Annotated in this window: 19 protein-coding genes and 3 tRNA genes; 11 read left to right on the forward strand and 11 right to left on the reverse strand. The window is 72.0% G+C overall.

Going from position 1 to position 25,455, the window contains the following annotated elements:
- Nucleotides 1–47 precede the first annotated feature (47 nt).
- Nucleotides 48–1,163 carry a WD40/YVTN/BNR-like repeat-containing protein gene (locus ACWDRW_RS12380; RefSeq protein ID WP_451722490.1) on the reverse strand — a complete coding sequence of 372 codons (1,116 nt, stop codon included), beginning with the start codon at nt 1,161–1,163 and terminating at the stop codon, nt 48–50.
- Between the two features lie 215 nt (nt 1,164–1,378).
- Between ACWDRW_RS12380 and ACWDRW_RS12385 the strand changes: the two genes are divergently transcribed.
- Complete coding sequence (locus tag ACWDRW_RS12385; protein ID WP_451722492.1) at nt 1,379–1,795, forward strand: SsgA family sporulation/cell division regulator; 417 nt, start codon at nt 1,379–1,381, stop codon at nt 1,793–1,795.
- Nucleotides 1,796–1,808: 13 nt separating this feature from the next.
- Here the strand turns inward: ACWDRW_RS12385 and ACWDRW_RS12390 are convergent, their stop codons facing one another.
- Complete coding sequence (locus tag ACWDRW_RS12390) at nt 1,809–2,639, reverse strand: isocitrate lyase/PEP mutase family protein (RefSeq protein WP_451722494.1); 831 nt, start codon at nt 2,637–2,639, stop codon at nt 1,809–1,811.
- Between the two features lie 338 nt (nt 2,640–2,977).
- On the opposite strand from ACWDRW_RS12390, the gene ACWDRW_RS12395 reads away from it, so the two are divergent.
- From ACWDRW_RS12395 to ACWDRW_RS12410, 4 genes are all read left to right on the forward strand, one after another.
- The gene (locus ACWDRW_RS12395) at nt 2,978–4,600 is read left to right on the forward strand and encodes an ABC-F family ATP-binding cassette domain-containing protein (protein ID WP_451722496.1); all 1,623 of its coding nucleotides are present in this window, start codon (nt 2,978–2,980) and stop codon (nt 4,598–4,600) included.
- 203 nt (nt 4,601–4,803) lie between these two features.
- Nucleotides 4,804–5,580 carry a dimethylargininase gene (gene ddaH / locus ACWDRW_RS12400; protein WP_451722497.1) on the forward strand — a complete coding sequence of 259 codons (777 nt, stop codon included), beginning with the start codon at nt 4,804–4,806 and terminating at the stop codon, nt 5,578–5,580.
- Nucleotides 5,581–5,796: 216 nt separating this feature from the next.
- Nucleotides 5,797–6,774: an acyl-ACP desaturase gene (locus tag ACWDRW_RS12405; protein WP_451722500.1), complete on the forward strand. Its 978-nt coding sequence runs from the start codon at nt 5,797–5,799 to the stop codon at nt 6,772–6,774.
- Between the two features lie 90 nt (nt 6,775–6,864).
- Nucleotides 6,865–7,704, forward strand: a complete 840-nt coding sequence (locus ACWDRW_RS12410; protein ID WP_451722501.1) for a hypothetical protein — start codon at nt 6,865–6,867, stop codon at nt 7,702–7,704.
- 14 nt (nt 7,705–7,718) lie between these two features.
- Here the strand turns inward: ACWDRW_RS12410 and ACWDRW_RS12415 are convergent.
- Nucleotides 7,719–7,794 (reverse strand) — tRNA-Trp (locus tag ACWDRW_RS12415).
- 90 nt (nt 7,795–7,884) lie between these two features.
- Between ACWDRW_RS12415 and ACWDRW_RS12420 the strand changes: the two genes are divergently transcribed.
- Together ACWDRW_RS12420 and ACWDRW_RS12425 are read left to right on the forward strand one after the other, a co-directional pair.
- Nucleotides 7,885–9,288: a DUF2201 family putative metallopeptidase gene (locus tag ACWDRW_RS12420; RefSeq protein ID WP_451722504.1), complete on the forward strand. Its 1,404-nt coding sequence runs from the start codon at nt 7,885–7,887 to the stop codon at nt 9,286–9,288.
- Nucleotides 9,289–11,082, forward strand: coding sequence for an AAA family ATPase (locus ACWDRW_RS12425; protein WP_451722505.1), 1,794 nt, complete (start codon nt 9,289–9,291; stop codon nt 11,080–11,082). It begins immediately after the preceding gene.
- A gap of 16 nt (nt 11,083–11,098) precedes the next feature.
- Here ACWDRW_RS12425 and ACWDRW_RS12430 read toward each other — a convergent pair whose 3' ends face one another.
- The 4 genes from ACWDRW_RS12430 to ACWDRW_RS12445 all read right to left on the reverse strand — a co-directional run bounded on the left by ACWDRW_RS12430 (nt 11,099) and on the right by ACWDRW_RS12445 (nt 13,790).
- Entirely contained in the window at nt 11,099–12,274 is a 1,176-nt protein-coding gene (locus ACWDRW_RS12430) for a ribonuclease inhibitor (RefSeq protein ID WP_451722506.1), read from the reverse strand.
- Nucleotides 12,271–13,599, reverse strand: a complete 1,329-nt coding sequence (locus tag ACWDRW_RS12435; protein WP_451722508.1) for an SDR family oxidoreductase — start codon at nt 13,597–13,599, stop codon at nt 12,271–12,273. Before ACWDRW_RS12435 ends, ACWDRW_RS12430 begins: the two co-directional genes overlap by 4 nt.
- Nucleotides 13,600–13,629: 30 nt before the next feature.
- Nucleotides 13,630–13,704 (reverse strand) — tRNA-Asp (locus ACWDRW_RS12440).
- 10 nt (nt 13,705–13,714) lie between these two features.
- A tRNA-Glu gene (locus ACWDRW_RS12445) sits at nt 13,715–13,790 on the reverse strand.
- Between the two features lie 198 nt (nt 13,791–13,988).
- Here ACWDRW_RS12445 and ACWDRW_RS12450 point away from each other — a divergent pair.
- A complete protein-coding gene (locus tag ACWDRW_RS12450; RefSeq protein WP_451722510.1) occupies nt 13,989–14,351 on the forward strand; it encodes a hypothetical protein in 363 nt (120 codons plus the stop codon).
- A 33-nt stretch (nt 14,352–14,384) separates the two neighbouring features.
- On the opposite strand, the gene ACWDRW_RS12455 is transcribed toward ACWDRW_RS12450, so the two are convergent.
- From ACWDRW_RS12455 to ACWDRW_RS12470, 4 genes are all read right to left on the reverse strand, one after another.
- Entirely contained in the window at nt 14,385–14,630 is a 246-nt protein-coding gene (locus ACWDRW_RS12455) for a WhiB family transcriptional regulator (protein WP_451722511.1), read from the reverse strand.
- A 146-nt stretch (nt 14,631–14,776) separates the two neighbouring features.
- Nucleotides 14,777–15,568, reverse strand: coding sequence for a VOC family protein (locus ACWDRW_RS12460; protein ID WP_451722698.1), 792 nt, complete (start codon nt 15,566–15,568; stop codon nt 14,777–14,779).
- 835 nt (nt 15,569–16,403) lie between these two features.
- On the reverse strand, nt 16,404–17,414 hold the full coding sequence (locus ACWDRW_RS12465; RefSeq protein ID WP_451722513.1) for a LacI family DNA-binding transcriptional regulator: 1,011 nt from the start codon (nt 17,412–17,414) through the stop codon (nt 16,404–16,406).
- A gap of 86 nt (nt 17,415–17,500) precedes the next feature.
- Entirely contained in the window at nt 17,501–18,454 is a 954-nt protein-coding gene (locus tag ACWDRW_RS12470) for a multicopper oxidase domain-containing protein (RefSeq protein WP_451722515.1), read from the reverse strand.
- Nucleotides 18,455–18,617: 163 nt separating this feature from the next.
- Between ACWDRW_RS12470 and ACWDRW_RS12475 the strand changes: the two genes are divergently transcribed.
- The 3 genes from ACWDRW_RS12475 (at nt 18,618) to ACWDRW_RS12485 (ending at nt 25,455) form a co-directional block, all read left to right on the forward strand.
- Nucleotides 18,618–21,095: a ThuA domain-containing protein gene (locus ACWDRW_RS12475; protein WP_451722517.1), complete on the forward strand. Its 2,478-nt coding sequence runs from the start codon at nt 18,618–18,620 to the stop codon at nt 21,093–21,095.
- Nucleotides 21,095–23,272 (forward strand): OmpL47-type beta-barrel domain-containing protein, encoded by a 2,178-nt coding sequence (locus ACWDRW_RS12480; protein ID WP_451722519.1) that lies wholly within the window; start codon nt 21,095–21,097, stop codon nt 23,270–23,272. The genes ACWDRW_RS12475 and ACWDRW_RS12480 overlap by 1 nt, the downstream gene beginning before the upstream one ends.
- A gap of 116 nt (nt 23,273–23,388) precedes the next feature.
- Nucleotides 23,389–25,455, forward strand: a complete 2,067-nt coding sequence (locus ACWDRW_RS12485) for a HEAT repeat domain-containing protein (protein ID WP_451722521.1) — start codon at nt 23,389–23,391, stop codon at nt 25,453–25,455.

Genomic DNA, 25,455 nt, shown 5'->3' on the forward strand with positions numbered 1-25,455 from the left:
CTGTCAGCGTCGTCGCGCGGTCAGCCGTCGAGTACCCACATTCCGGATCAGCGCTCCAGACGAGCCACGCGTCCCTTCTCGCCCGCCGCCCAGCAGCCCCTGTCGGGCGTGCAGTCGACGGTGTCGTACGAACCGGTGTCCACGGTCCGCCAGGTGCGGCCGCCGTCGGTGGTCAGATCGGTTCCGGTGGGGCCCACCGCGAGGGCGGCGGTGCGGCTGTGCGGGAGCCAGGTCACGCCGGAGCGGTAGGCACTGACGGGTGTCGCGGCGGGCTGCCAGCCCGCGCCGCCGTCGGTGGTGCGGGCCGCCGCGCGCGGGGAGGTCTGGTCGGGGCGGTAGTCGCCGCCCACGGCGAGTCCGTGGACGCGGTCGCGGAAGGCCAGGGCGAAGACGCCCCGCGCGGGGTCGCCGGCCGGGATCGGGGTGTCGGCGGCGGTCCAGCTGCGCCCGCGGTCGGCGGAGTGCAGGACACGCGCGCGTGCGGCACCGCCGGTAGCCAGCCAGACGTCCTGCGGCCCGGCCGTCACCAGGCACTGCCCACTGGCCGCGAACCCGGCCTCGCCGTCCTGCGCCGCGGGCATCCCGGCGTCGGGCAGGACCGTCCAGGAACGGCCGCCGTCGGCAGTCGACAGAATGCGGAACCTCCCGTCCACCGGGTCGCTCATCGCGAGCCCGTGGCGGCGGTCGAAGAACGCCATGCAGTCGTAGAAGGCGCGCGGGTCGGTGTTGCGGAAGGTTTCGGTCCAGGTCGCGCCGCCGTCCTCGGTGCGGTACACCCGGGACGCCTCCCCCTCGCCGATGGCCAGCACCACGGCCCGGCGCGCGTCGAACGCCTCGACGTCCCGGAACTGCAACTCCCCGGCCCCCGGCGGCGAGACGTTTCGCCAGCTCGCCCCGCCGTCCGTCGTGCGCAGGACCGTCCCCGCGCTGCCGGCCACCCAGGCGGTGTCCCGGCTGACGGCGGCCAGGCCGCGGTAGCGGACCGTCGGCGTGCCCGTGTCCTTCGACTCCCAGTGCGCGCGGCCGGTCACCCGGGACTGCCCGGACTCGTGCGCCCCCGCCGGTACGGCCGTCCCCGCGGCCAGCGCCGCCGCGCACACCACCCCCACGGCCGTCGTGCGAACCGTGCGTCCCCAGCGTCGCGTGTTCCCCAAGGCCCTCATGGCGGGCGAAGCTAGCCCACACGTCAGGTGCCGTCCAGACCGCCTCATACGTCGTCTGGGCTACCGGGAGGCGAACCGCGTCACTCCTGTGCATGAAAGGCGGTGACCGAGGTCACTCGCCTCCGGTGTGCACGCATCGGCCGATTCCGTCGTCTCTTACAGTGCCCGGCCGCCTCCGCCCGGGGCCCGTCCAGCCGTCGCAAGGGAGCAAGGCGTTGTCCTACGTCATCGAGCAGCCCGTAGAGGCCCGTCTCGTCGCCGCCGCGCCGCGGATGCTGAGCATTCCCGCCACGCTGCACTACGACCGGCGCGACCCGTTCGCCGTCCGCATGACCTTCCCGGCCCCGGCCACCCTGGAGGGCGTGGAGGTCTGCTGGACCTTCAGCCGTGAACTCCTCACGGAAGGCCTGCGGGAGAACGTCGGCCACGGCGACGTACGCGTCCGGCCCTACGGCTACGACCGCACCGTCGTGGAGTTCCACGCCCCGGAGGGCACGGCCGTCGTGCACGTCCGCACCGGTGAGATCCGCCGCTTCCTGGCGGCCACGGGCGAGCTGGTGCCGGTCGGTCTCGAGCACCTCCAGCTCGACCTGGACCACGATCTGGCGGAACTGATGCGGGACGCCTGCTGACGGACGGCGCCGGTCACCGACCGCCCGACCCGAGCAGCGCGTTGAGCTCGCCGTAGTCGACGCCGTCCGCCAGCGTCCCGTACGTCCCGGGCCCGAGCAGCTCCCGCGCGGCGCGCCGGACGAGGGCGTGGGCTGCCTGGGCGATGCCCGAGCCGACGCTGACGCGCGCCACGCCGAGCGCGGCCAGCTCGGCCACCGTCGGAGCGCCGGGTCCCGCCATGACGTTCAGCGGCGCGTCGATCCCGTCGACGAGCAGCTTCACGGTCCCCGGTTCGACGGCTCCGGGGACGAGGATCCCGTCGGCGCCCGCGGCGAGGAACGCGGCGGCCCGCTCCATCGTGTCCCGCACTCCCCCGGCGCCCCGCAGGAAGGTGTCGATCCGGGCGTTCACGAACAGCGGCATCCCCTCGGCGTCCGCGGCCTTCCTGGCGGCGGCGATCCGCTCGGCCTGCTCGGAGACCGCCCGCAGCGCACCGCCCTCGTGCAGGGCGTCCTCGATGTTCACCCCCACCGCGCCGAGCGCGAGCACCGCCCGGACCGTCTCGCCGACGCCCGCGGGGTCCTCGGCGTAGCCGCTCTCGATGTCGGCGGTCACCGGCAGTTCCACGGCCGCCGCGATGCGCGCGACCGCCTCCAGCGCCCGGTCACGGTCCAGCCGGTCGCCGTCCGCGGCGCCGAGGTCCCAGGCGAGCCCCGCGCTGGTGGTGGCCACGGCGGCGGCACCGGCGTCCGCGACGATCCGGGCACTGGCGGTGTCCCAGACGTTCGGCAGCACGAGCGGGGTGCCCGGCACGTGCAGGGAGCGGAAGGCGAGCGCGCGGTCGCGGAGGGTGTCCTTCGTCATGGCGTTCACTCAACCAGCCCGGCCCGGGCTGTCGCTGGCAGGAATCCGACGGCACCCTGCGCCCGTCCCGCGTCAATTCCGTTGACACCCTCCCGGCCCCCTCCTACGGTGTACAACGTCCCTGTTGCCGCCGATTGGAGAAGGACGTTGCTCGTCTGAGGTCCTGAGACACCGCGTCATCACACCCCTAAGGTGTGTGCGCAGCGTGCGACCTCGGCGTTCGAGCCGTCCTCCGGTACAGGGCTTTTCTCATGCCCCCCGTGAGGCTTCCCCCGTGGGTCGCCGGTGTCTCGATACGCGTTTGCCCTTGATCGCTTCGAGCAACCGCGGAGGCCCGCATGTCCAGTTCCATCACCCTTACGTCCCTCGCCTTCACCTGGCCCGACGGCACCCCCGTCTTCGAGGGACTCGACACCGCCTTCGGCCCCGGCCGCACCGGCCTCGTCGGGGTCAACGGGTCGGGGAAGTCGACCCTGTTGAAAATCGTCGCCGGTGAGCTGCGCCCGGCCGACGGCACCGTCCGGGTCGCCGGCGAGGTGGGCTATCTCCCGCAGAACGTCACGCTCGACACCCGGTTGCGCGTGGACGAGGCGCTCGGGATCGCCGCCCAGCGGGCCGCGCTGCACGCCATCGAGGCGGGTGACGTGGCCGAGGAGCACTTCGAGACGGTCGGCGACGACTGGGACGTGGAGGAGCGGGCCCTGGCCACCCTCGGCGAACTCGGTCTCGGACACATCGAGTTGGATCGTACGGTCGGCGAGGTGTCGGGCGGCGAGTCGGTGCTGCTGCGGCTGGCGGCGCTGTTGCTGCGCCGACCCGACGTGCTGCTGCTGGACGAGCCGACCAACAACCTCGACCTGTACGCGCGCCGACGGCTGTACGCGGCCGTGTCGTCCTGGCCGGGAGTCCTGGTCGTGGTCAGCCACGACCGTGAACTCCTCGACCTGGTCGACCAGATCGCGGATCTGCGCTCCGGGGAGATCACCTGGTACGGCGGCAACTTCTCGGCGTACGAGAAGGCGCTCGCCGTCGAACAGGAGGCGGCCGAGCGCATGGTGCGGGTCGCCGAGGCCGACCTGAAGAAGCAGAAGCGCGAACTGACCGACGCGCAGGTTAAGTTGGCCCGCCGCAAGCGGTACGGCCAGAAGATGTGGGACAACAAGCGCGAGCCGAAGATCGTCATGGGGGCGCGCAAGCGGGCGGCACAGGAGTCCGCGGGCAAGCACCGGATCATGCACGAGGAGAAGCTCGCCGAGGCCAAGGACCGGCTCGACGAGGCGGTGGAGGCGGTACGGGACGACGACCTGATCCGCGTCGACCTGCCCCACACGGCCGTACCGCCGGGCCGGGAGGTCCTCACCCTCATGGATCTGGAGCTGTCGTACGGCGCGCGCGTGGCCGGCGGTCTCGATCTGCGCGGGCCGGAGCGGATCGCGTTGATCGGCCGCAACGGCGCGGGCAAGACCACGCTGCTGCGCACGATCGCCGGGGAGCTCGCGCCGGTGTCGGGCGAGGCGCGGGCGCATGTGCCGATGCGGTTCCTGCCGCAGCGGCTCGATGTGCTCGACGACGAGCTGACCGTGGCCGAGAACGTGGCCCGGTTCGCGCCGGCCGCCACCAACAACCGGATCCGGGCGCGGCTCGCGCGCTTCCTGTTCCGGGGCGCCCGTGCCGACCAGAAGGCGGCGACGCTGTCCGGCGGCGAGCGCTTCAGGGCGGCCCTGGCGGCGCTGATGCTGGCCGAGCCGGCACCGCAGCTGCTGATGCTGGACGAGCCGACGAACAACCTGGACATGGCGAGCGTGCGACAGCTCACCACGGCCCTGGAGTCGTACGAGGGGGCGCTGATCGTGGCCAGCCACGACCTGCCGTTCCTGGAGTCGATCGGCATCACCCGGTGGCTGCTGCTGGACGGCGAGCTGAGCGAGACCACACCGGAGGCGGTCGGGGATCCGGCATAACCGCGGACCGGCCGGCCGTGGGGAGGTGATCTTCACCGGGACGTCGCGGGGGCTCCGCGACGTCCCGGGAACCTTCACCGCGCAGCGTCTCAGGAGGGCCACAGCCTGGTGACGAGGGTTTTGTCCGGGCGGACCCGGCCTGCATGATGGCCAGTCGGTGCCGGAGCACGGCGCCGGAACCTGCCGCCGATTCGGAGAACCCCGTGCCCAGCAAGAAGGCCCTCGTCCGCCGCCCCAGCCCGCGTCTCGCCGAGGGTCTGGTGACCCACATCGAGCGGGAGAAGGTCGACGTCGACCTCGCGAAGGAGCAGTGGGAGGCCTACGTCGAGGCCCTGCGCACGCACGGCTGGGAGACCGTCGAGGTGGATCCGGCGGACGACTGCCCCGACTCGGTGTTCGTCGAGGACACCGTCGTCATGTACAAGAACGTCGCGCTGATCACCCGCCCCGGCGCCGAGGCCCGCCGCGCCGAGACCATCGGCGTCGAGGAGGCCGTCGCCTCGCTCGGCTGCTCGGTGAACTGGATCTGGGAGCCGGGCACCCTGGACGGCGGCGACGTGCTGAAGGTCGGTGACACGATCTACGTCGGCCGCGGCGGGCGTACCAACGCGGCCGGGGTCCAGCAGGTGCGGGCCGCCTTCGAACCACTCGGGGCGCGGGTGGTCGCCGTACCGGTGAGCAAGGTGCTGCACCTGAAGTCCGCGGTCACCGCGCTGCCCGACGGCACGGTGATCGGGCACATACCGAAGGTCGACCGACCGGCACTGTTCCCGCGCTTCCTGTCGGTGCCCGAGGAGGCCGGCGGCCATGTCGTCCTGCTGGGCGGCCACAAGCTGCTGATCTCCGCGAGCGCGCCGAAGACGGCGGAGTTCCTCGCCGACCTCGGCCATGAACCGGTCGTGGTCGACATCAGCGAGTTCGAGAAGCTCGAAGGATGTGTGACATGTCTCTCGGTGCGCCTGCGGGAGCTGTACGCCTGACCGGGTGACACCCCCACCCGCCCAGCCCCGGGACCAGCGGTTCCGGGGCCCTTCGGCATGCCCTCCGCCTCCTTGGGAACCCGGCCTGATCAGCGATCTTTACAGCACTCTTAACCTACGGCTTCGTAACCTACGGATTCGTAGCCTACGATCCCGTAGGTTCCACCGACCGCTTCGCGGTCCGCTTCCGCTCGTGTTACGTCCCCTGGAGTTCCCGTGACGATCACTTCCCCGCACCTCGGCAGCCCGTCCTCGGCCTGGACCGACGCCCGGCTGCTCTACGCGCTCGAGGAAGTGGTCGAGAAGGAACTGAACCGCCACATGAAGGTGGCCAAGGACTGGATGCCGCACGAGTACGTGCCCTGGGCCGACGGCCGTAACTTCCCCGGCTTCTTCGAGGACGGCGAAGCCTGGGACAAGGAGCAGTCCAAGGTCACCGAGATCGGCCGGATCGCGCTGGTGGTGAACCTGCTCACGGAGGACAACCTCCCCAGCTACCACCACGAGATCGCCAGCCTGTTCGGCCGGGACGGCGCCTGGGGCACCTGGGTGCACCGCTGGACCGCCGAGGAGGGCCGGCACGGCATCGTGATGCGCGACTACCTGCTGACCTCGCGCGCGGTGGACCCGGACAAGCTGGAGCAGTTCCGCATGGCCCACATGAGCGAGGGCTTCGAGTCGGACAACCGGCACTCGATGCTCCACTCGGTGGCCTACGTCGCCTTCCAGGAGCTGGCCACCCGCATCTCGCACCGCAACACCGGCCACCAGTCCGGCGACCCGATCTGCGACCGCATGCTGGCCCGGATCGCGGCCGACGAGAACCTGCACATGATCTTCTACCGGAACCTGCTGAAGGCCGCGTTCGAGATCGCCCCCGACCTGACCATGCAGGCCGTGCGGGACGTCGTCGTGAACTTCCGGATGCCCGGCCACGGCATGCCCGGCTTCGAGCGGTTCGCCGCGCAGATGGCCATCGGCGAGGTCTACAACCTGCGGATCCACCACGACGACGTGCTCCAGCCGGTGCTGCGCTTCCTGAAGATCATGGAGATCGACGGCCTCGGCCCCGAGGGTCAGCAGGCGCAGGACGAACTCGGTCTGTTCATGGGCGGCCTGGACTCCGAGGCCGCGAAGTTCGACGAGAAGCTCGCCGCACGCAAGGCGCGGATGGCGGCGCGCGCGGCCGGCTGACGCGCACCTCCTCGGTGGGCCCGCTCCGGTGGAGCGGGCCCACCGTATTCCTCTTGGGCGAGATCGCGGGCCTGCGGCATCATGCAGGCCATGCGTGAGAACAGCAGGTCGGAACAGGCGGTCGGATTTCTGCTCGGCCTGGTCGACGAGGAGACCGCGGCCCGGGTCCGGACCCGCACCGGCCTGCCCGGGCCCGAGGCCCCGGAGGCGACCGTACGGCGGGTGCAGCGCGCCTGGACCTGGGGCAGCCACCTGCCCGTCTCGGTCACGCTGTGGATCCTGGAGAACGACGACCCGACGCTCAACGCCGTGGTGTGGCGGCACCTGGAGACGGACGCGGGCCTGCGCCGGGCCGTCGTCCGCGGGCTGCCGTTCGGCCCCGGCCGCACCGAGCCGGTCCGGGTCGACGCGCTGATCCGAGGACAGGAGCCGGAGGTGCCGCGAAGCTACGTCCGCCACGGCCTCGTCGGCTGTCTGCGCGCGGTCACCGCGATGAACGAGGGTCGCGCGGCCGCGTCGATGGTCCTCACCCGCGAGGACTGGGACACGGTCGGCGCGGCGGACCGCGAGCGCCCGCTGCCCGGGTACGCCCGCTGGGCACTGTCCCTCCGCCCCGACTGCCCGCCCGCCGTGCGCGCCGGCTTCGGCTCGCACGCCAAGTTCACCCACCGGCTGCGGCAGGCGGGCGTCCTGGAGGGACCGGCCGACTTCGCGCTGTCGTACGACCCCGCCGTCACCGTGCTGGAGGTGCTGGCGATGGGCCACACGCTCTTCCCCCGGCGCGTGTCCGAGGCGCACAACGCCCTGCGACCGCTCGTACAGGAGCACTTGGGCGACCGGGAGGAGGCCTGGGCGGTGCTGGCGCAGCTGATGGAGACGTTCCACGGGACCGCGCCCGAACTGGTCGTCACCGCGGGGGCCATCGCCTGACCGGCGAACAGGGGGGCGGGGCGGCCGGATTCGAACCGGCGTGTTCTGGTTTTGGAGACCGGTGCGCCTGCCTCTGCGCTACGACCCCGCCCTTGGGGGCAGATCGTAATGCCTTGGCCCCTTGTCAGTGGGTCCTGGTACCAATGACCCACGGGGGGAGTCCAGCACGGGGGGCCGCACATGGCGTACGGAGAGCGGGGTCGGCATGTCCCTGTGGTCGAACTGACCGACCGCAGGGCGCTGGAGCGGTACCGCCCGGCGGACCCCGGGGTGGTCGAGGAGGCGCGGCGGCTGAAGGAGGCCGCGCTGCTGGACTTCGGGCTGACGGAGTCGGCCGTGGCGTCCTGGCTGTACGCGAAGTGCCGTCACCAGATCCCGACGACGGCGGTGGACACGGCGGCCGTGGTGGCCTCCGGGGACGGCTCGTGCCTGCTGTTGTACAACCCGGACTTCTTCGTCGGACTCGGCCTGGCCGGCGTGAAGTTCGTGCTGTTCCACGAGGCCCGGCATCTGGTGCACCGGCATCTGTTCGCCGATCCCGAGCTGCGCGCCGACCCGGTCTTCGAGCTGGCCTGCGAGGTGTCCGTCAACCACGTCGCCCTGGCCCGCCTCGACCGGCGGGAACTGCCCCTGCTGGACGGCCGGCCGACGGGCGTCGACCCGCGCGAGGTGTACGAGCGGTACCACGCGGACCTGACGGCCCACGGCCTGGAGCCGCTGGCCTACGAGCGGTTCGCGGAGACGGACATGCGCGTCTACGGCGAGCTCAAGCGCATGCACCGCCCTCCCGTGCCCGAACGGCGGCTGTGTCTGCACCTGGTGGACGGCGCGGTCCCCGCCGACCAGGAGACCGTCGACCTGGTCGCCGGCTCCGCGCTGCTCAACTCCCTGCTGGCGGCCCGGCGCGGGCACGCGGGCGCGGAGGCGGAGCTGCTGGACCTCATGGGCCGCACCGAGGACGGCAACAGCCGCGCGGCCAAGCTCTGGGGCAACCTGGGCGCGGGCGTCCTGCGCGGCGAGACCACCCGCACCCGGACCGTCGACTGGTGGCAGCGCTGGCTCGCCGACGTGCTCGCGTCCCGACTGCGCGAGGGCGAGAGGCTGGTGTACCCGAAGAAGCGCGGCGCGCTGCTCGCGGCGCTCGGCCAGGAACCGATGCTCTCGCGCCGGGGCCCGGTCCGGGAGAAGGTCCTGGTCATCGCCTACGACACCTCGGGTTCGATGCCCCAGCGCGTGATCACCTGGCTCACCGAACTCGTCGGCCGCATCGACGGCGTGCACGCCCACTGGCTGTCCTTCGACGCCGTGGTGATGCCCTTCGTACCGGGCGAGCGGGTCTACGGCGGAGGCGGCACCAGCTTCCAGGTCGTCGCCGACTACGTGGAGGGCCGTACGGAGATACACGGCCGGCGTTTCGAGGAGACCCCGGACGCGGTGGTCGTCCTCACCGACGGATACGCGCCCCCGATCACCCCCGCCGAGCCGGAGAAATGGATCTGGCTGATCACCGAGGGCGGCGACGAGTGGCCCGAGCGGCACACCCCTGCGATGGACTGCCATCGCGTGACCACAGGATCACGGTAGATGACCACGGAAGTGAAGCAGCAGACGCTCTCCCGCCTGGAGTCCTTCGTCGACGCGATGATCGACATGGGTCAGACGGGACAGATCTTCGGCGAGCACGGCATCGGCAAGACGTCGACGTTCTTCTCGCACATCGCCCGCGCGTACCCGGACACGGCGCTGGTGTACGTCCCCGCGGCCAACCTGACGCCGGACGACCTGCTCGTCAACGCGCCGGTGCGCGATCCGCACACCGGTGAACTGGTGCTGCGCCAGCTGGTGATGAGCCAGCTGAAGCCGGGCAGGCCGTTCGTGCTGCTCATCGACGACTCGCTGCAGGCGGGCGAGACGATCCAGTCGCAGCTGATGCAGGTCGCCTGCGACTGGACGCTGGGCGAGCACGATCTGCGCGCCCTGGGCTGTGTCGGTGTCTTCCTCACCGACAACGAGTCGCTGGCGGAGACCTCGGCGCGGCGCGGCGACCTGGCGCTGCTGGACCGCATGGTGACCATGCGGATCACCGCGAACGACACGTCCTGGCGGAGGCATCTGGCGGCCAAGTACCGCCCGTGGGACCTGCGTCCGGTGTTCTCCCTCTGGGCGTCGCTGTCCCCGGCCCTGCGGGAGCTGCTGTCCCCGCGCACGCTCGACCACGTGCTGGCCAACGCGCGGGAGGGTTTCCCGCTGCGCTGGGGTCTGCCGCTGGTCGACGGCGAGCGACTGCGGCTCGCGGAGCCCGGTCCGGACGGCAGGCCGGGACAGAACCGCACGGCCGAGATCCTGGACCGGATCGCCGCCTCGCTGGGCGTGCCCAATCCGTCGACGATCCCGGACCCGGTACGGCAGGTGGTGCGGGCCGCGCTGCGCAACCGCTGGACCGTGCTGCTCCAGGGCCCGCCGGGGTGCGGCAAGACGGAGCTGGTGCGGCAGACCCTGCGCGAGGGGATCGGCCGGGACGCGCTGTACTTCTCGCTGCCGGTGACCAACGTCGAGGACCTGTGCGCGCCGATCCCGTCGGCCGACGGCACCCTGGACAACCTGCTGGCCGCGAGGTTCACCGGGCCCGAGCCCAAGGCGATCGTCTGGGACGAGTACAACCGGCCCAAGGACAAGGCCGCGTTCGCGAAGCTGATGGAGCTGACCCAGGAGTGGTCGCTGGCGGGACGGCCGATCGAGAACCTGCGCGCGCAGATAGCGGTCCAGAACCCGCCGTACCACCTGGGCCGCAAGCTGCTGGTCGCGCGGAACAACATCGCGCAGGCGACGCGGTTCACGGCCTCGCTCCAGGTGGAGCCGGAGGACATCCCGGCCAACGAGTGGCTGCTCGCGCGGTACGGCTCGGACGCCGAGACGGTGCTGGAGTGGTGGAAGCACGACATCGACGACGAGGGCCGGGCCTGGATCACCAAGCGGACGCTCGAGCGGCTGATCAAGCTGCACCGGCGGGGGCTGCCGCTGGAGATGGCGACGGTCTATCTCGGTGACGGCGAGTACGCGCCGGTTCCGCTGACCGCCCTGATCGACCGTCTCAAGGGGCGCCCGGTGACGGGCCTCGCCGAACTGGCCCGGGACGCCGGGGCGTGGGAGGCGCGGCTGCGACGGGCGGCGGAGTCCGGCGACGAGGGCACCGACGACAGCGACGTCGTCCACCAGATCCTCGCCAACGCCGAGCTGTCCCAGCTGAAGAAGCACCGGGCGGTGGTGACCCGCCTGGTCGCCCTGCTTCCGGCGAAGCTGCGGGCGACCTATCTGGTGGGCGCCTCCCGGCAGCAACAGCGGTTCTGGACGGAGGTGTTCATGGGGATGCGGCGCTGAGGTCCGCGGGGCGGGATCAGGGCCGCGGGGGTGGCGCGGTGCGGTGGACGCTGCGTACCGCCGCCACGTCGGCCGGGACCGTCGGGGGCGGGACGTGGGCGCTCAGGGCGTCCAGGCGTCGTTTGACGCTGGCGGCGATGCCCTGGCCGAGGACGAACCGGGTGGCCGTCGTGGCGCGCGGGGCGGTGTCCAGCAGGCGGTGGGCCTCGCGGCTGCGCATGCCGGTGTGGGTCAGGACGAGGTGACTCAGGCGGTGTTCGGCGGCCGTGAGGACGTCGGCGACGGTCTCGGCGGCCGCCAGGTCGAGGTGGTTGTCGGCCGCGCCGAGCACGGCCGCCGCCCGGACCCGACCGAGGTCCAGCAGGGTCACCCCGGCCGCCGTGGCCGCCGTCACCAGGCGCGCCGCGGCCCGCGGGCCGATGCCGTTGCTGGCCGCGGAGAGCCGCGTGAGCCGTCCGTAGGGGGCCCGCTCCAGCGCGTCCGCCAGCCGCTCGGCACCGGCGTCGCCCAACCGTGCCGCGGAGACGTACAGTTCGTCGATCGCGCCCGCGGCGATCACCGCGCCGAGCGGTTCGGCACCGGCCGCTCCGAGGGGGTTGCCGCCGACGAAGAGCCGTTCGACGCGGCGCCCGTTCGCGGCGGCGGTGAGCAGGGCCTCGGCGAGCGCGGCGGCGCCGGGGGCGTCGAGTCCCGTCTGGACCAGGTCGAGCGTGCGCAGGGAGCGGGCGGCGTCGACGATCTCGGCCGCCGCATGCCCTCCCCCGCCGCCCAGAGGGTTCCGCTTCAGCCACACCCCGGTGACGACCTGCGGGGAGGCGCGCAGTTGGTCGGCGATCCGGCAGGCGCCGCCGGAGGTGATGCCGTTGCAGCCGAGGTACAGCGTCTCCACCTCGGCGCCGGTCCCGGCCACCACGGCGGCACCCTCGTCCCCGAGCCCGTCCGTGCCGAGGAGCAGATGCCGTACCGGAGCCGGCCCCTCGGCCAGCGCCTCGGCGACCAGGGCGGCACCCTCCGCGCCGAGCCCCTGCTTGCACAGATCGAGCCGTCCGTCGGGCAGCGCTGTACCGGTCGTGAAGTCGACCCGTTCGTCGACCGCCCGCCCGGACCGCAGCCACGTCAGCAGGGGTCCGAGATCGACGACGGGGCGCGGAACGACCCGCGGCACTCCAGCGAACCCCGGTTCCTCGCTCACCACTCCGCCTCCCGGTAGTCCTTCAGGAACACCCCGGACACCGGATCGCCCGCCTCGCCGCGCACGATCGGGTCGTACACCCGGGCCGCGCCGTCCACGATGTCCAGCGGAGTGCGGAAACCCGCCCCGGCCATGCGCGCCTTCTTCGGGGCCGGGTTCTCGTCGGTGATCCAGCCGGTGTCGACGGCGCACATGTGGACCCCCTGGGCCGCGAGTTCGGCGGCGCTGGTGCGGGTGAGCATGTTGAGGGCGGCCTTGGCCATGTTGGTGTGCGGGTGGCCCGGCATCTTGTTGCGGACCGTGAAACGGCCCTCCACGGCCGTCACGTTGACGACGTACCGGCGCGGCCGCGGGGACGCGAGCAGCAGCGGCAGCAGCCGGTCGCAGAGCAGCGTCGGGGCCAGGGCGTTGACCAGCTGCGTCTCCAACACCTCGGCCGGGTCGAGCGCGCCGAGCCGCGCGGACCAGGAGTTCTCCGGGGCGGGGTCGGGCAGCAGCCCGGCCTCGTCGGCTTCGCGCAGCGCGGCGGGCAGGGCGGCGGCCCCGCCGCCCAGCATGCGCATCGGTGTGAAGCCGGGCGCCTGCCGGGCCCCTTCCGGCAGCACGTCGTACTCCCCGCCGGCGAGCAGGGCGTAGGACTCGGGCGGGCGCCGTACCGTCTGCGCGGCGTTGTTGACGAGGATGTCCAGCGGCTCGCCCTCGGCCCGCAGTTCCTCGCACAGGCCGAGTACCTGGCGCGGATCGCGCAGGTCCACGGCGAGGACGGTCAGCCGGTCGAGCCACTTCTCGCTGCCCGGGACGGCCCGGAAGCGGCCCACGGTGTCGTGCGGGAACCGGCTGGTCACCAGCAGTTCCGCGCCGTCCCGCAGCATCATCAGCGCGAGCTGGAAACCGATCTTCACCCGGCCGCCGGTGAGCAGGGCCCGGCACCCGCTCAGATCGGTGCTCAGCAGGCGGCGGGTGGTGTTGTCGGCGGCGCACTCCGGGCACAGCCGGTGGTAGAAGGCGTCGACCTGTCGATAGGGGGACTTGCAGACATAGCACGTGCGCGGTTTGTGGAAGCGGCCGGACTCCCCGGCTTCGGCCAGCGGGGCGTCCTCGCGCCGGTCCAGTGCCCCGGTCGCGGTCGCCGCCATCGCCGCCGCGTCGGCCGCGGAGGCCTGCGCGCCACGGGCCTTGCGCCGCCGCAGCCGGCCGTCCCGGGTGAAGGAGGCGGCGACCTGCTCGGCGCGCAGCCGCACCGGGTCGTCGACGGGCAGCGCCCGCAGCTTGCCGACCGTACGGTGGAAGGCCGCCAGCTCCTCCGCGTCGATGCCGTCGCCCATCCGTCCCCGCCCGTGTGTGCCCTGTACCTGTGGTGGCCCCGGCCGGATTCGAACCGGCGTATCCGCCCTGACAAGGCGGCGAGTCTGCCTCTGCTCTACAGGGCCCCCGACGCGGACCCGGGGATCGGATTCGAACCGACGTGTTTCCGCCTGGGAAAGGCGGGTGCGCCTGCCTCTGCGCTACGCCCGGGTGCGCCCCCGGATCCTAACCTCACTCCGGACGGCCGGTAGCACGCATTTACGGACCGCCCGGGAGTGGATGTTCTACGAGGTCATGTGGCGCGCCTGGGCGGGGCGGGACCGAGTCCCGTATCCCGTGCCCTGGTGGGCGCAGAGAAGGAGGCGGCCCTCGCCTCCAACGCCCTGTACCGCTACTGGCACATGGTCGGGTGAAGGACCACCGTCAGGAGTCCCTGATCGGGCAGGCCGGCGAGATCGAGCCGGTCCACGACACGTACTGTCCGGCGACCCCGCCTGGTCCGCCTACGGGCCGTATCCGGCTCGGCTGGACGCTAGCCGGGCGGCGGCCGAGCGACCGGCATCTGTACATCGCGCCCGGCGTACGGCCGCACCGGGTGCCCGGTGGCGAGCGGATCGGGGTGGACGCGGCGCCCACCGAGGCGCCGGCGTGGGTGCGGTTCGTCTGTCCGTGCGCGTTCGGCGAGGTGCGGTCGGTGTCGGCGGACGGGCGGGAGCTGCCCGTGCGGTCCGGGACGTGCGGGTGCCGACTGGGACGCGGCGGTTCAGGGTGACGTACGCCTGCCCCAGGGGGACGTACACCTGAATCAGAGGGACGTACGCCTGAGCGCGAGGCGCTCCTTCTCCGAGAGGCCGCCCCACACGCCGAAGCGCTCGTCGTTGTCGAGGGCGTACTCCAGGCAGGCGGAGCGGATCGGGCAGAGGCCGCAGATCCGCTTCGCCTCCCGTACGGAGCTGCCCGGCTCGGGGAAGAAGAAGTCCGCCCCGGTCTGTGCGCACAACGCCTCCTGCTGCCAGGCGAGGTCGGGCGTGGTGACTGTGTCGATGAACATGGCCCGAAGCGTGCCCGACGGCGAAAAACGTTCGATCAACGCCGGATCAACGCCGCGCGGACGGGGTCCGGGGCGCGGCACGATGATGCCCCCGCCGCGTGCGTGAAAGCACGGCGGCGCGCGCGAGATCGCCGGGGTGTCGTTTGTCAGCTCTCCTGCGGGGCGCTCTTGATCACCGCGAAGCGCGCGCCGTAGGGGTCCTCGAGCTTGGCCATACGGCCGACCCCCTCGACGTCGGTGGCGGGCATCCGGACCCGGCCGTCCTGCTCCTGCGCCTTGGTCACGACGACATCGGTGTCCTCGACCTCGAAGTACGGCAGCCAGTAGGGCTCGGTCTCCGACCCGGTCGGGTCGTCGGCCAGGGCCACGAGACCGCCGAACATGGAGTCCTCGCCCCCGCCTGCGGGGTTGATGCAGGTGTAGACGCCGCCGGGGAAGTGCTGGGCGGAGGTCTCCCAGCCGAACACGGCGTCGAAGAAGGCGGCCTCCCGGGCCATGTCCTGGGTGTAGAGCTCGACCCAGCACAGCGAGCCGGGATCGCCGACGACGTCGAGGCCCTTCAGCGCGGCGGGCTGCCAGATCCCGAAGGACACGCCCGCGTGGTCGGCGAGGATCGCCATCCGCCCCTGGCCCATGACGTCGTCGGGCGGCACCAGCACGCTGCCCCCGGCCTTCGTGACCGCCTCGGCGGTGGCGTCGGCGTCGGCGCTCCGGAAGTACACGGTCCAGACGGGCGGGCCCTGCTCGGCCGTGGTCTGCATGCCCGCGGCGGCGGTCCTGCCGTCGAGCTGGAAGAAGCCGTACCCGCCGGCCTCGGGTCCCGCCGACTGGAACTCCCAGCCGAACAGGGCACGGTAGAAGGCTGTGGCGCCCTCGATGTCGGAGGTGGAGACATCGACCCAGTTGGGCGCGCCGTGGACAAAACGGGTGGTGAGCATCATGCCCTCCTCGTACGGACTCCCGTCGCCTGCCCTGCCGAGTCTTCCACCGCCCACTGACAATCGCCGCAGGAGCGCGTCCTGGGCTGTCGGCGTGTTCCTCAGCGGACGTGGCGAGCGGGAGCGGCGGCAGGGCCTGGCGGCACTGCCGGCGTCCGCCGACGCCGCGGTCCGGGCGGCCGCGGCGCAGGAGATCGCCGACCTGCGGGGCCACGCCTGGGCCGTACGGCAGCTGGCGGGGGCGCTGGACAAGGAGCCCACGCCGGAGACGTTCGAGGCGGTCGCGGGCCGTTCGGCGACGCGCTGTGCCAGGATCCGGGCAGCCGTCGACGCGTCGAGCACATGTTCACCAAGTCCGCCCACGCCCCTGCCGCCCTCGTCCGTGAGTGGACCGCCTTCCTGGCGGAGCTGGGAGTGGGCGTCGCCTTGGAGGCGGTCGACGACGATCTCGCCGAGAACGTCCGCGGCAGGCTGGAGCGGCTGTGCGTGCGGGGCCGGCGCCCTGCCGAGCCGGCCCGCATGCGGCCGGATTCCTTCGCCCACATGGTCACCTTCGGTGCCGCCGTCATGCTGGTGCGCGGCGCGGTCCTGCGCGCGGCTCCGCTCCCCGCCGAGCAGGCCGAGCGTGCCCGGGAGGAGACCCGCGAGGCGTTCGAGCGGGCTCGCGCTGCCGGAGCGTCACTCCCGACGAGGTACGCGCCGAATGGACCGGGCTCCTGGAGCGTCTGCTGCGCACCGGCCGGCCCGCTCTCCCCGCGGACGACGATCTCGACCCGGACCCCGGGGACCGGGCTGAGCTGTTGGGGCAGGTCTCGGAGACGCTGCGTCCTCCGGCCTAGGCCGACGCCCTGCGCACCAGCGTCGTCGGCAGCACCACGCTCGACGGCTCGCCCAGCGGACCGCGCAACAGCAGCCGGGCCATCAACCGGCCCATCTCCTCGATGTCCTGACGGACCGTCGTGAGGGGAGGTTCCGTCTGTTCGGCCACCGGGAGCACGTCGTCGAAGCCGATCACGGCCACGTCCTGGGGGACGCGCAGGCCGCGCTCGCGCAGGACCCGGAGGGCGCCCGCGGCCGTCAGGTCGTTCGCGGCGAAGACGGCGTCCAGGTCCGGGCACCGGTCGAGGAGTTCGCGCATCGCCCGCTCACCCCCGCCCGGCGTGAAGTCGCCCTCGGCGATCCGGCGCGGGCCGGCGTCCCCCACGACGTCCCGGTAGCCGTCGAGGCGGTCCACGGCCGAGGTCTGGTCCAGTGCGCCGGTGATGTGCGCGACCCGGGTACGACCGAGCGCGACCAGGTGCCGTACGGCCTCGCGAGCGCCACCCCGGTTGTCGCTGTCGACGTACACCACCCGGCCACGGTCGCCGCTCCAGCCGGGCCGGCCGCCGAACACCGTGGGGATCCCGGCCTGTTGGATGAGTCCGGGCAACGGGTCGTCGAGGTGCAGCGAGAAGACGAGGGCGCCGTCGACATGCCCGCCGGAGAGGTAGCGCGCGACGCGGGCGTGGTCGTCGCGGCCCTCGGTGAGCAGCAGGACGAGCTGGTTGTCGTGGGCGGTCAGCTCCTTGCTGATGCCCCGGAGCTGGAGGGCGAAGAAGGGGTCGGCGAAGACCCGGCTCTCCGGTTCGGCCACGACGACGGCCACGGCGTCGTGCCGCCGGGTCACCAGGCTGCGCGCGGCCTGGTTGGGCACGTACCCGAGCTCCTGCACGGCCCGCCGCACCCGCTCGGCGAGCGGTTCCCGCACGCCGTCCCCGCCGTTGACCACGCGGGAGACGGTCGCCCGCGAGACTCCGGCGCGGGCGGCCACGGCCTCCAGGGTGGGGCGCGGGGCGGTGGCGCTCACGTCGGGCTCCTCATCGGGCCAGGATAGACCCGGTGACAAGCGGCCCAGAGAGCGCTTCAGCCGTACGGACACCGGCGCCCCGGGCATCAGTGCACGTGTTCGTGCGGCTCGTGGCCCGGGATCGTCCCGTCCGTCTTCTTCACGAGGAACAGCCCCACCATCCCCATGTCGGAGTGGCTCTGCACATGGCAGTGGTACATCCACGCGCCCGCGCCGACCCCCTCCCCCGCGATCACCTGGAAGCCGAAGGAGTCCGCCGGGCCCACGATCTTGTTGTCGATCACCTGGCTCGGGTCGTCGGGCCCGGTGAGCATGCCCGTGCGGTTGTCGGCCCAGCGGTGCCCGTGCATGTGGAAGGTGTGGTAGTACTCGCCGTGCGTGATCACCACGAACTCGACCCGGTCCCCCACGGTGGCCTCGAAGTTGGGCCCGGAGTGCGCCGGCTTGTTGTTGATCAGCATGTCGTTGAAGACGATCGTGTACGTCTTGTCCGGCAGGACGTCCCCCGCGCGCCGGACGATCACCGGACCGTAAAGTCCCTTACGGATTCCGCCCGTTCCGTGCTCGGTCCCCACCACGTGGTCGTGGTAGTGCCAGTAGCCGGCGCTCCCCGCCCGCCAGGTGCCGTCCTTGCGGCGGCCGGGAGCGTGGGTGCGCCAGGTGTAGGTGCGGGTGCCGCCGGGTTCGACGTCGCTCTTGTTCAGCTTGGTGCCGTCACTGGAGATCTCGTAGTCCAGCCCGTGCACATGGAGGCTCGCGGCCACGTCCATGGTGTTCTCGAACTCGATGTGCAGGGTGTCGCCCTCGGCGATCTCGATCAGCGGGCCCGGGATCGTCGCCTTGCCCTTCTCGAATCCGTAGCCCATCTGCCCGTCGGCGAGCTTCTCGGCGTACAGCTTGATGTGTCTGACCTCGCCGCCGGCGGCCGCCGTCCGTGCCGCGCGGTCCACGCCCATCGCGTCGGGCGCCAGCGACAACGATGTCGTCGTCAGGGCCGCTCCGCCCAGCAGTACCCGCCGGTTGAACCCGCGTCTGTCCATGCCGAACTCCCCAATTCCGGTACGGAGTTCGAGACAGTAGCGGGACCCGAGAGGTTTATCCACACTCAGGACAAAGTTCGTGCCATTACAGCCATAGGTATTGGCGAGTGAAGCAAAGAGGTCTAGCTTCCTTGGCGCTGTTGCTGTGACCGAGGAGGTGCCCATGCACTTACGAGGGTTGAGCACAAGAAGACGCGGCTGGGCGGCGCTCGTCGCGGCCGGGGTCGTCACCGCGGGAGTGGTGTCGGGTCCGCCCGCGAGCGCGCGCCCCGCCCCGGACCCGCCCCTGACAACGATGTCCATCAAGTCGCCCCCGGGCGGCGCGAACGTACGGGTGCTGATCTTCTACGGCTCGGCCGCCGCCGGTGACGAGTCACCTCTGGTGAACGCGGCGATCGAGACGGTGGAGAAGATCGGTCTGTCCGGCCCGACGGCCGAGCGCTTCAAGGTCGAGGCCACCGACGACGCCTCGGTCTTCACCGACGAGGCCCAACTGGGCCGCTACAACGCCGTCGTGTTCCCGACCGGAGGCGGCGACGTCCTCGACCCCGAGCAGGAGGCGGGCCTCGAGGCCTACATGGAGGCGGGCGGCGGCTTCGTCGGCCTGCACGACGCGGCGCGCGCGGAGCCGTACTCGGACTGGTTCACCGGTCTGATCGGCGCCCGGCCCGCCTCCACCAGTCCGACCACCGCCCAGCGGGCCACCGTCGAGATCGGCGACCGGCGGCATCCGGCCACCAAGGACCTGCCGGTGCAGTGGAAGCGGCCCGACCGCTGGCTCAACTGGGTGAAGAACCCGACCGGTTCGGTGCACACGGTCGCCCGGGTGCGCGAGTCGACGTACCAGCCCGGTGCGAGCGCCAACGGCTGGGACCATCCGGTGAGCTGGTGCCGGGACTACGACGGAGGCCGGTCCTTCTACACCGGCATGGGCGGCACGGTGTCGTCGTACGACGAGACCGACTTCCGCGCCCATCTGCGGGGCGCCCTGCTGTGGACGACCCGGCTGGCGCAGGCGGACTGCAAGGCCACCATCACCGGGAACTATACGGCCGAGCGGCTCACCCAGCCCAACCAACCGGGCCAGAACGACCAGATCGGCGAACCGCACGGTCTGGTCACCGCACCCGACGGACGGGTGCTCTACATCGGGCGCGGCGGCGCCGACTCCTCCCAGCCCGTGATCACCGACTGGTCCAACCCCGACATCGGCAAGGGCAAGGGCGAGATCCACGTCTACGATCCGAGGACCAGGAAGGTCACCCTGGCGGGCGCGCTCACCGTCTTCGGCAACAAGGGCGGCGGCGACGAGCTGGTCAAGGTCGAGGAGGGGCTGCTCGGCATCGAGATCGACCCGCGCTTCGAGGAGAACGGGTGGGTGTATCTGCACTACACCCCGCACTCCCGGATCAACCGGGACACCCGGATGGCCGAACGGCGGGTCTCGCGCTTCACACTCGACCTCGCGACGAACAAGCTCGACCCGGGCACCGAGAAGGTGCTGCTCAAGTGGCCGGTGCAGATCCACAGTTGCTGTCACTCCGGTGGCGGGATGGCCTGGGACTCCCAGGGCAACCTGTACATCGCGACGGGTGACAACAACTCCAGCCGCTTCAGCGACGGTTACTCGGGCAACAACCCGCAGCCGAACTACAAGGGCGTCTCCTTCGCCGACGCGCGGCGCACCGCCGGCAACACCAACAACCTCAACGGCAAGATCCTGCGCATCCATCCGGAGCCGGACGGGAGCTATACCCTGCCGGAGGGCAACCTGTTCACCGGCCGGGAGACCGACGAGGGCGGCGGCAAGACACGCGGTGAGATCTATGTGATGGGCGTCAGGAACCCCGCCCGTATCTTCGTCGACAAGTCGACGGACATCCTCTACGCGGGCTGGGTCGGCCCGGACGCGGGCGCGCCCTCGACGACCTGGGGTCCGGCCAAGTACGACACCTTCGCGGTGATCACCAAGGCGGGCAACCGCGGCTGGCCGTACTGCATGGGCAACAAGCAGCCCTACCGGGACCGCAATCTGCCCGATCCGACCAAGCCGCTGGGCTGGTACGACTGCGACCACCCGAAGAACGAGTCACCGAACAACGACGGTCTGGTCAATCTGCCGCCGGTCACCGGCAACAACATCTGGTACTCGCCCCAGGGCGGCGCCCCGGACTTCCCGCGTGACGCGAACGGGGTGCCCTCCTACAAGCAGGAGGAGGCGAAGTACCTGCTGCCGTGGCTCAAGGGCGGCGGACAGGCCGCGATGAACGGTCCGGTCTACCGGTACGACGAGGCCGGCGCGAGTGACGTGAGGTGGCCCGCCTACTGGGACGGCAAGTGGTTCGTCGGCGACTTCTACGACGCCGACCAGCCGCGCAACGCGGTCATCACCGATCCCAGGAACCATGGCGACGGCGGGCTGCCGGTGCACTCCGAGTCGTTGAAGAAGATCGTGCCGATCGGCAACGACGGCATCAAGAACCTCATGGACTGGAAGTTCGGTCCGGACGGCGCGCTCTACGTCCTCGACTACGGACGGGGGTTCTTCACCTCGGACGCCAAGTCGGCACTGTGGCGGGTCACGTATTCGGGCGGCGGGCCTACCCCGGCCGCGGACCAGCTGGCGAGAGGAGTTCAGTGATGCGAAGACTCCTCACCGCCCTGCTGGCGGCCGTACTGCTCATGCTCGGCTTCCAGGCCGCGCCGTCCACCGCCCAGCCCGAACAGGTCGCCGCGGAACAGGTGCTGACGTGGACCGCGGGTGACGACATCACCAAGTACAACTCGGCGCCCACGACCGCCGTCGCGGGCACGGCGACGATCGTCTTCGAGAACAGCGCGGCGACCGGCAACACCACCGGTATGCCGCACACGCTGACGTTCGCCACCAACGACCCCGAGTTCAACAGCGACGTCAATCTCAACATCCTGGCCACCCCGGGCGACGACATGGGCGGCCGCCACACCGCCCAGGTCACGCTCACCCCGGGCCGCTACTTCTACTCCTGCACGATCCCGGGACACGGCCAGATGCAGGGCATCCTGGTCGTCACCGAGGGAACCGGCGAGGACACCACGGCGCCCACGACCTCGGCGCACGTCACCGGCACGCAGAACTCCCAGGGGCAGTACGTCGGTTCGGCGAGCGTGATGATCCACGCCACCGACGAGGGCGGCTCCGGGGTGGACCGTGTCGAGTACGCGATCGGGGACGCGGGGGCCTGGCAGCCGTACACCACGCCGGTCGTGGTGGACCAGGTCGGCAGTCACAGGATCCGCTACCGGGCCAGTGACAAGGCGGGGAACGTCGCCGCCGAGAAGAGCGCCGAGTTCACGGTCGTGGCCCCGCCCACCGACGACACGACCGCGCCGGAGACCTCGGCCACGGTGAGCGGTGAGCGGAACCCCGACGGGACCTATGTGGACATGGCCACGGTGACCGTCACCGCCTCCGACACCGGCTCGGGCGTCAACACCATCGAGTACGCGATCGGCACGGGCGCCTGGCAGCCGTACACCATGCCGGTGATGGTGCATCAGGTCGGCGCGCACACCGTGCGGTTCCGTGCCACCGACAAGGCGGGGAACGTGGCCGCCGAGAAGAGCGTCGCGTTCACCGTGGTGGCCGCGCCGCCCCAGGACACGACGCCGCCGGTGACCGGCGTGACCGTGGAGGGCACGCGCAACTCCGACGGCGCGTACGTGGCGAGCGCCAAGGTCACGGTCAGCGCGACGGACGAGGGGGGCGTCGAGAGCGTGGAGTACTCGCTCGACGGCGGGCCCTATCTCGCGTACTCGGCGCCGGTGATCGTCGACCGCGCGGGCGCGCACACGCTGGCGTACCGCGCCACCGACGAGGCGGGCAACACCTCCGCGGCCAGGACCGTGAGCTTCACGGTCGTGGCGGGTGGGGTGCCGGCGCCGCCCTGTCCGGAGTACGACGAGCGGCTGACGGTGATCGTCGGCACCGTCGACTCCGGGGTCCCGAACCGGCTCACCAACAACCGGTGCCGCATCAACGAGCTGATCGAGGACGAGAAGGAGTGGACGTCCCACGCACTGTTCCTCAAGCACGTGAAGACGGTGCTCGACCGGCTGCTCAGGGAAGGGGTCGTCGACCAGCGAGAGTACAACGCCATCACCAAGGCAGCCCGCCAGTCCGGGATCGGCAGGCCGGGCCAGACCGAGGGCTACCGCACGATCTTCGACGGGAGCGCGGACTCGTTCGCCAAGTGGCAGCACGTGGGCGGCGGTTCGTTCGGGCTGAACGCCGACGGGTCCATGACCAGCGGCACGACCAAGGCCGGGCTCGGCATGCTGTGGTTCCCCGAACGGAAGTACGGCGACTTCTCGCTGCGCCTGCAGTGGCGGGACGACGCTCCGGGCACCGGCAACGCCAACTCCGGTGTGTTCGTGCGCTTCCCGTGGGTCCACGAGCACCCGGAGGAGACCAGGCCCGAGTGGGTCGCCATCAAGTACGGGCACGAGGTGCAGGTGCTCGACCGGCCCGACGGCGACATGTACAAGACCGGCTCGATCTACGGCTTCGACCGCGTGGGCCTGGCCGGCGCGGGCGTGACCGAGAAGGGCACCTGGAACGACTACGAGATCCGGGTGGTGGACCAGCACTACTCGGTCTACCGCAACGGCGTGCTGATCAACGAGTTCGACAACACCGGCGGGCAGGACTTCGTCCCGGCCCGCTCGGACGACCCGGGCACGGACGGGCGGCGGTTCGCCTCCGGCTACCTCGGTCTCCAGGTGCACGGCACGACGGACGTGGTGTCGTTCCGGGACATCCGCGTCAAGGAGCTGTGAGCGAGGCTCCGTGAGCGGAGGCTGGTGAGCCCGGCGTTCGTGATCGATTGTCAGTGGCGTGCGGCATGCTGTGATCAACGGCGGTCGCACGCCACGGACGAGCGGGGGCTGGACGCGTGTTCACGGGGATCGAGGACGTCGACTGGGCGTCCATGCACCACGCCTACGGCGACGCCTCGGACGTGCCGGACCTGTTGCGCGGGCTGGCCTCCGACGATCCCGCCGAGCGGGACCTCGCGCTGGACGGCATGTACGGCGCGGTGCACCACCAGGGGGATGTGTACGACTGCACGGTCGCCTGCGTGCCCTTCCTGTTCGAGCTGCTCACCGAGCCGGCGGTCCGCGACCGGGGCGCGGTCCTGGCGCTGCTCGGCAGCATCGCGGGCGAGCGGGAGCCGGACCCCGAGGAGATCTGGACCGACTTCGAGGACGAGGCGGAGCACGAGGCGTGGGTGGCGAACTACGTCACCGCCTCGGCCCTGATCCGCGGCCGCTCCGCCGACCTGCTGCCCCTCCTCGACGATCCGGACCCGCAGCTGCGCGCCCAGGTACCGGGCGCGCTCGTACGACTGCACCCGGACGGCGGCCAGGTGCTGACCGCACTGCGCCGAAGGCTCCCCGCCGAACCGGACCCCGGTGTCGCGCGCGCCGTCCTGGCCGCGGTCGGCGATCTGGGCGCACGCCACCCCGAGGAACTCGGCGAGGAGGCCGGCGGCTGCCTGCTGCGGGTCGTCCACGAAGCCCGCCCGCGCCCCGCGCTCCTGCTGACGGCCCTCACCGCCCTGGCCCGCTGCGCCCCGCGTCTGCTCCCGCCCGACACGGCGGAGTCCGCGCGGGAGGCGATGCGCATCGCGCGTCACGCCCCGGCCGACGCGCCCGCCGAATCCCGGCCGCGCACCGAGACGCTGGTGTCGTACCTGCGTGAGCTGGAGGCGGATCACCGCGCGGAGGCCGACGCCGACGAGGCCGTCGAGCTGCTGGAGCGGCTCCACTTCGCCCTCGGCGACCGGACGCAGGAACGGCTCGCCCTGGTGACCGACCAGCTCGCGAGCCCGCACCGCGGCCAGAGGATCGCGGCGATCGACCAGGCCGCCCTGCTGCTGTCCGGGTGGCGACTGCCGAGCGAGGAGCCCGTCCGGCTGCTCGCCCGGCACGCCCTCGACGAGGACGACCGCGTGGCGCGGGACGCCCTCGGCGCGCTGGCCCATCTCCACCCCCTCGCCCGGGGTGTCGCCGACACCCTCGCCGAGGCGCTGCCCGCGTTCCGGCGGGAGGCGGGTGCGGAGAACTGGTGGTGGACCACCCGCTACGGCCGCGCGCTGGAGGCCCTCGCGCTCCAGGGCGACCCGCGGGCCGTACCGGAGCTGGCCTGGGCGCTCGAGTCGGGCGCGTCCCTCTCCTACGACCTCCAAAGGAGCATGGAGGCGCTGCGACCGCACTACTCGCAAGGGCTGCTCCTGGCGCTGGCGGAGCGGCTCAGGGACCTGCATCCCGAGGCGCACCGCAGCCGGGCCCGGATCCTCGACGCCCTGAGCGTTCCGGCCCCGGTCGGGGCACTGCGCGTGATGGCCCACTTCCTGGACAGCGAGGACGTCGCGACCCGCATGACGGCCCTGCGCGGGCTGGCCCGGTACGGCGCTGACGCGGCCGAACACGCGGAGCGCGTACGGCAGTTCGTCGCCGCCGAGTCCGAGCCGTACCGGCGGGTGCACGCGGTCGGGACGCTGTGGGCGGTGACCGGCGAGGGGGACCTGGATCTGGTGCTGGAGGTGCTCGGGGAGACGCTGCGCGAGGAGCGGGCGAACCGCCGGGCGGACGCCTGCGTGGTCGCCGGCCGGGTGGGCCGCGCCGCCGAGCCGCTGGCCCCGCTCCTGCGGTCGGCGATGAGGGACGGCGAAGACCCGGTCGGGGCGGCCATCGCGCTGTGGGAAGTGACAGGGGCCGCGGAGGAGGTCGTCCCCGCTCTGCTCGACGGGTGGTCCCGTGCCTACCACCGGCGTCCGGCCACAGCCCGCTGTCTGGCGGAACTGGGAGCGGCCGCGGCGCCCGCGGCGCCGTTGGTCCGGGCCGAGCTGGCTCGGTCGCGGCGGCACGGCAACGACGGGCCGGTGGGGAGGACGCGGTACCACGTGGACCAGGACGAGGAACTGCTCGCCGACTGCCGACGGGTGCTGGCGGCCTGA

The organism is Streptomyces sp. NPDC003635 (genome assembly GCF_053587635.1).

Bases quoted from the DNA above. Each gene is read 5' to 3' on its own strand.
- ACWDRW_RS12455 (WP_451722511.1), bottom strand. From the start codon at position 14,630: ATGTTCATCGACACAGTCACCACGCCCGACCTCGCCTGGCAGCAGGAG.
- ACWDRW_RS12460 (WP_451722698.1), bottom strand. From the start codon at position 15,568: ATGCTCACCACCCGTTTTGTCCACGGCGCGCCCAACTGGGTCGATGTC.
- ACWDRW_RS12475 (WP_451722517.1), top strand. From the start codon at position 18,618: ATGCACTTACGAGGGTTGAGCACAAGAAGACGCGGCTGGGCGGCGCTC.
- ACWDRW_RS12470 (WP_451722515.1), bottom strand. From the start codon at position 18,454: ATGGACAGACGCGGGTTCAACCGGCGGGTACTGCTGGGCGGAGCGGCC.
- ACWDRW_RS12410 (WP_451722501.1), top strand. From the start codon at position 6,865: ATGCGTGAGAACAGCAGGTCGGAACAGGCGGTCGGATTTCTGCTCGGC.
- ACWDRW_RS12420 (WP_451722504.1), top strand. From the start codon at position 7,885: ATGGCGTACGGAGAGCGGGGTCGGCATGTCCCTGTGGTCGAACTGACC.
- ACWDRW_RS12380 (WP_451722490.1), bottom strand. From the start codon at position 1,163: ATGAGGGCCTTGGGGAACACGCGACGCTGGGGACGCACGGTTCGCACG.
- ACWDRW_RS12390 (WP_451722494.1), bottom strand. From the start codon at position 2,639: ATGACGAAGGACACCCTCCGCGACCGCGCGCTCGCCTTCCGCTCCCTG.
- ACWDRW_RS12435 (WP_451722508.1), bottom strand. From the start codon at position 13,599: ATGGGCGACGGCATCGACGCGGAGGAGCTGGCGGCCTTCCACCGTACG.
- ACWDRW_RS12395 (WP_451722496.1), top strand. From the start codon at position 2,978: ATGTCCAGTTCCATCACCCTTACGTCCCTCGCCTTCACCTGGCCCGAC.
- ACWDRW_RS12480 (WP_451722519.1), top strand. From the start codon at position 21,095: ATGCGAAGACTCCTCACCGCCCTGCTGGCGGCCGTACTGCTCATGCTC.
- ACWDRW_RS12425 (WP_451722505.1), top strand. From the start codon at position 9,289: ATGACCACGGAAGTGAAGCAGCAGACGCTCTCCCGCCTGGAGTCCTTC.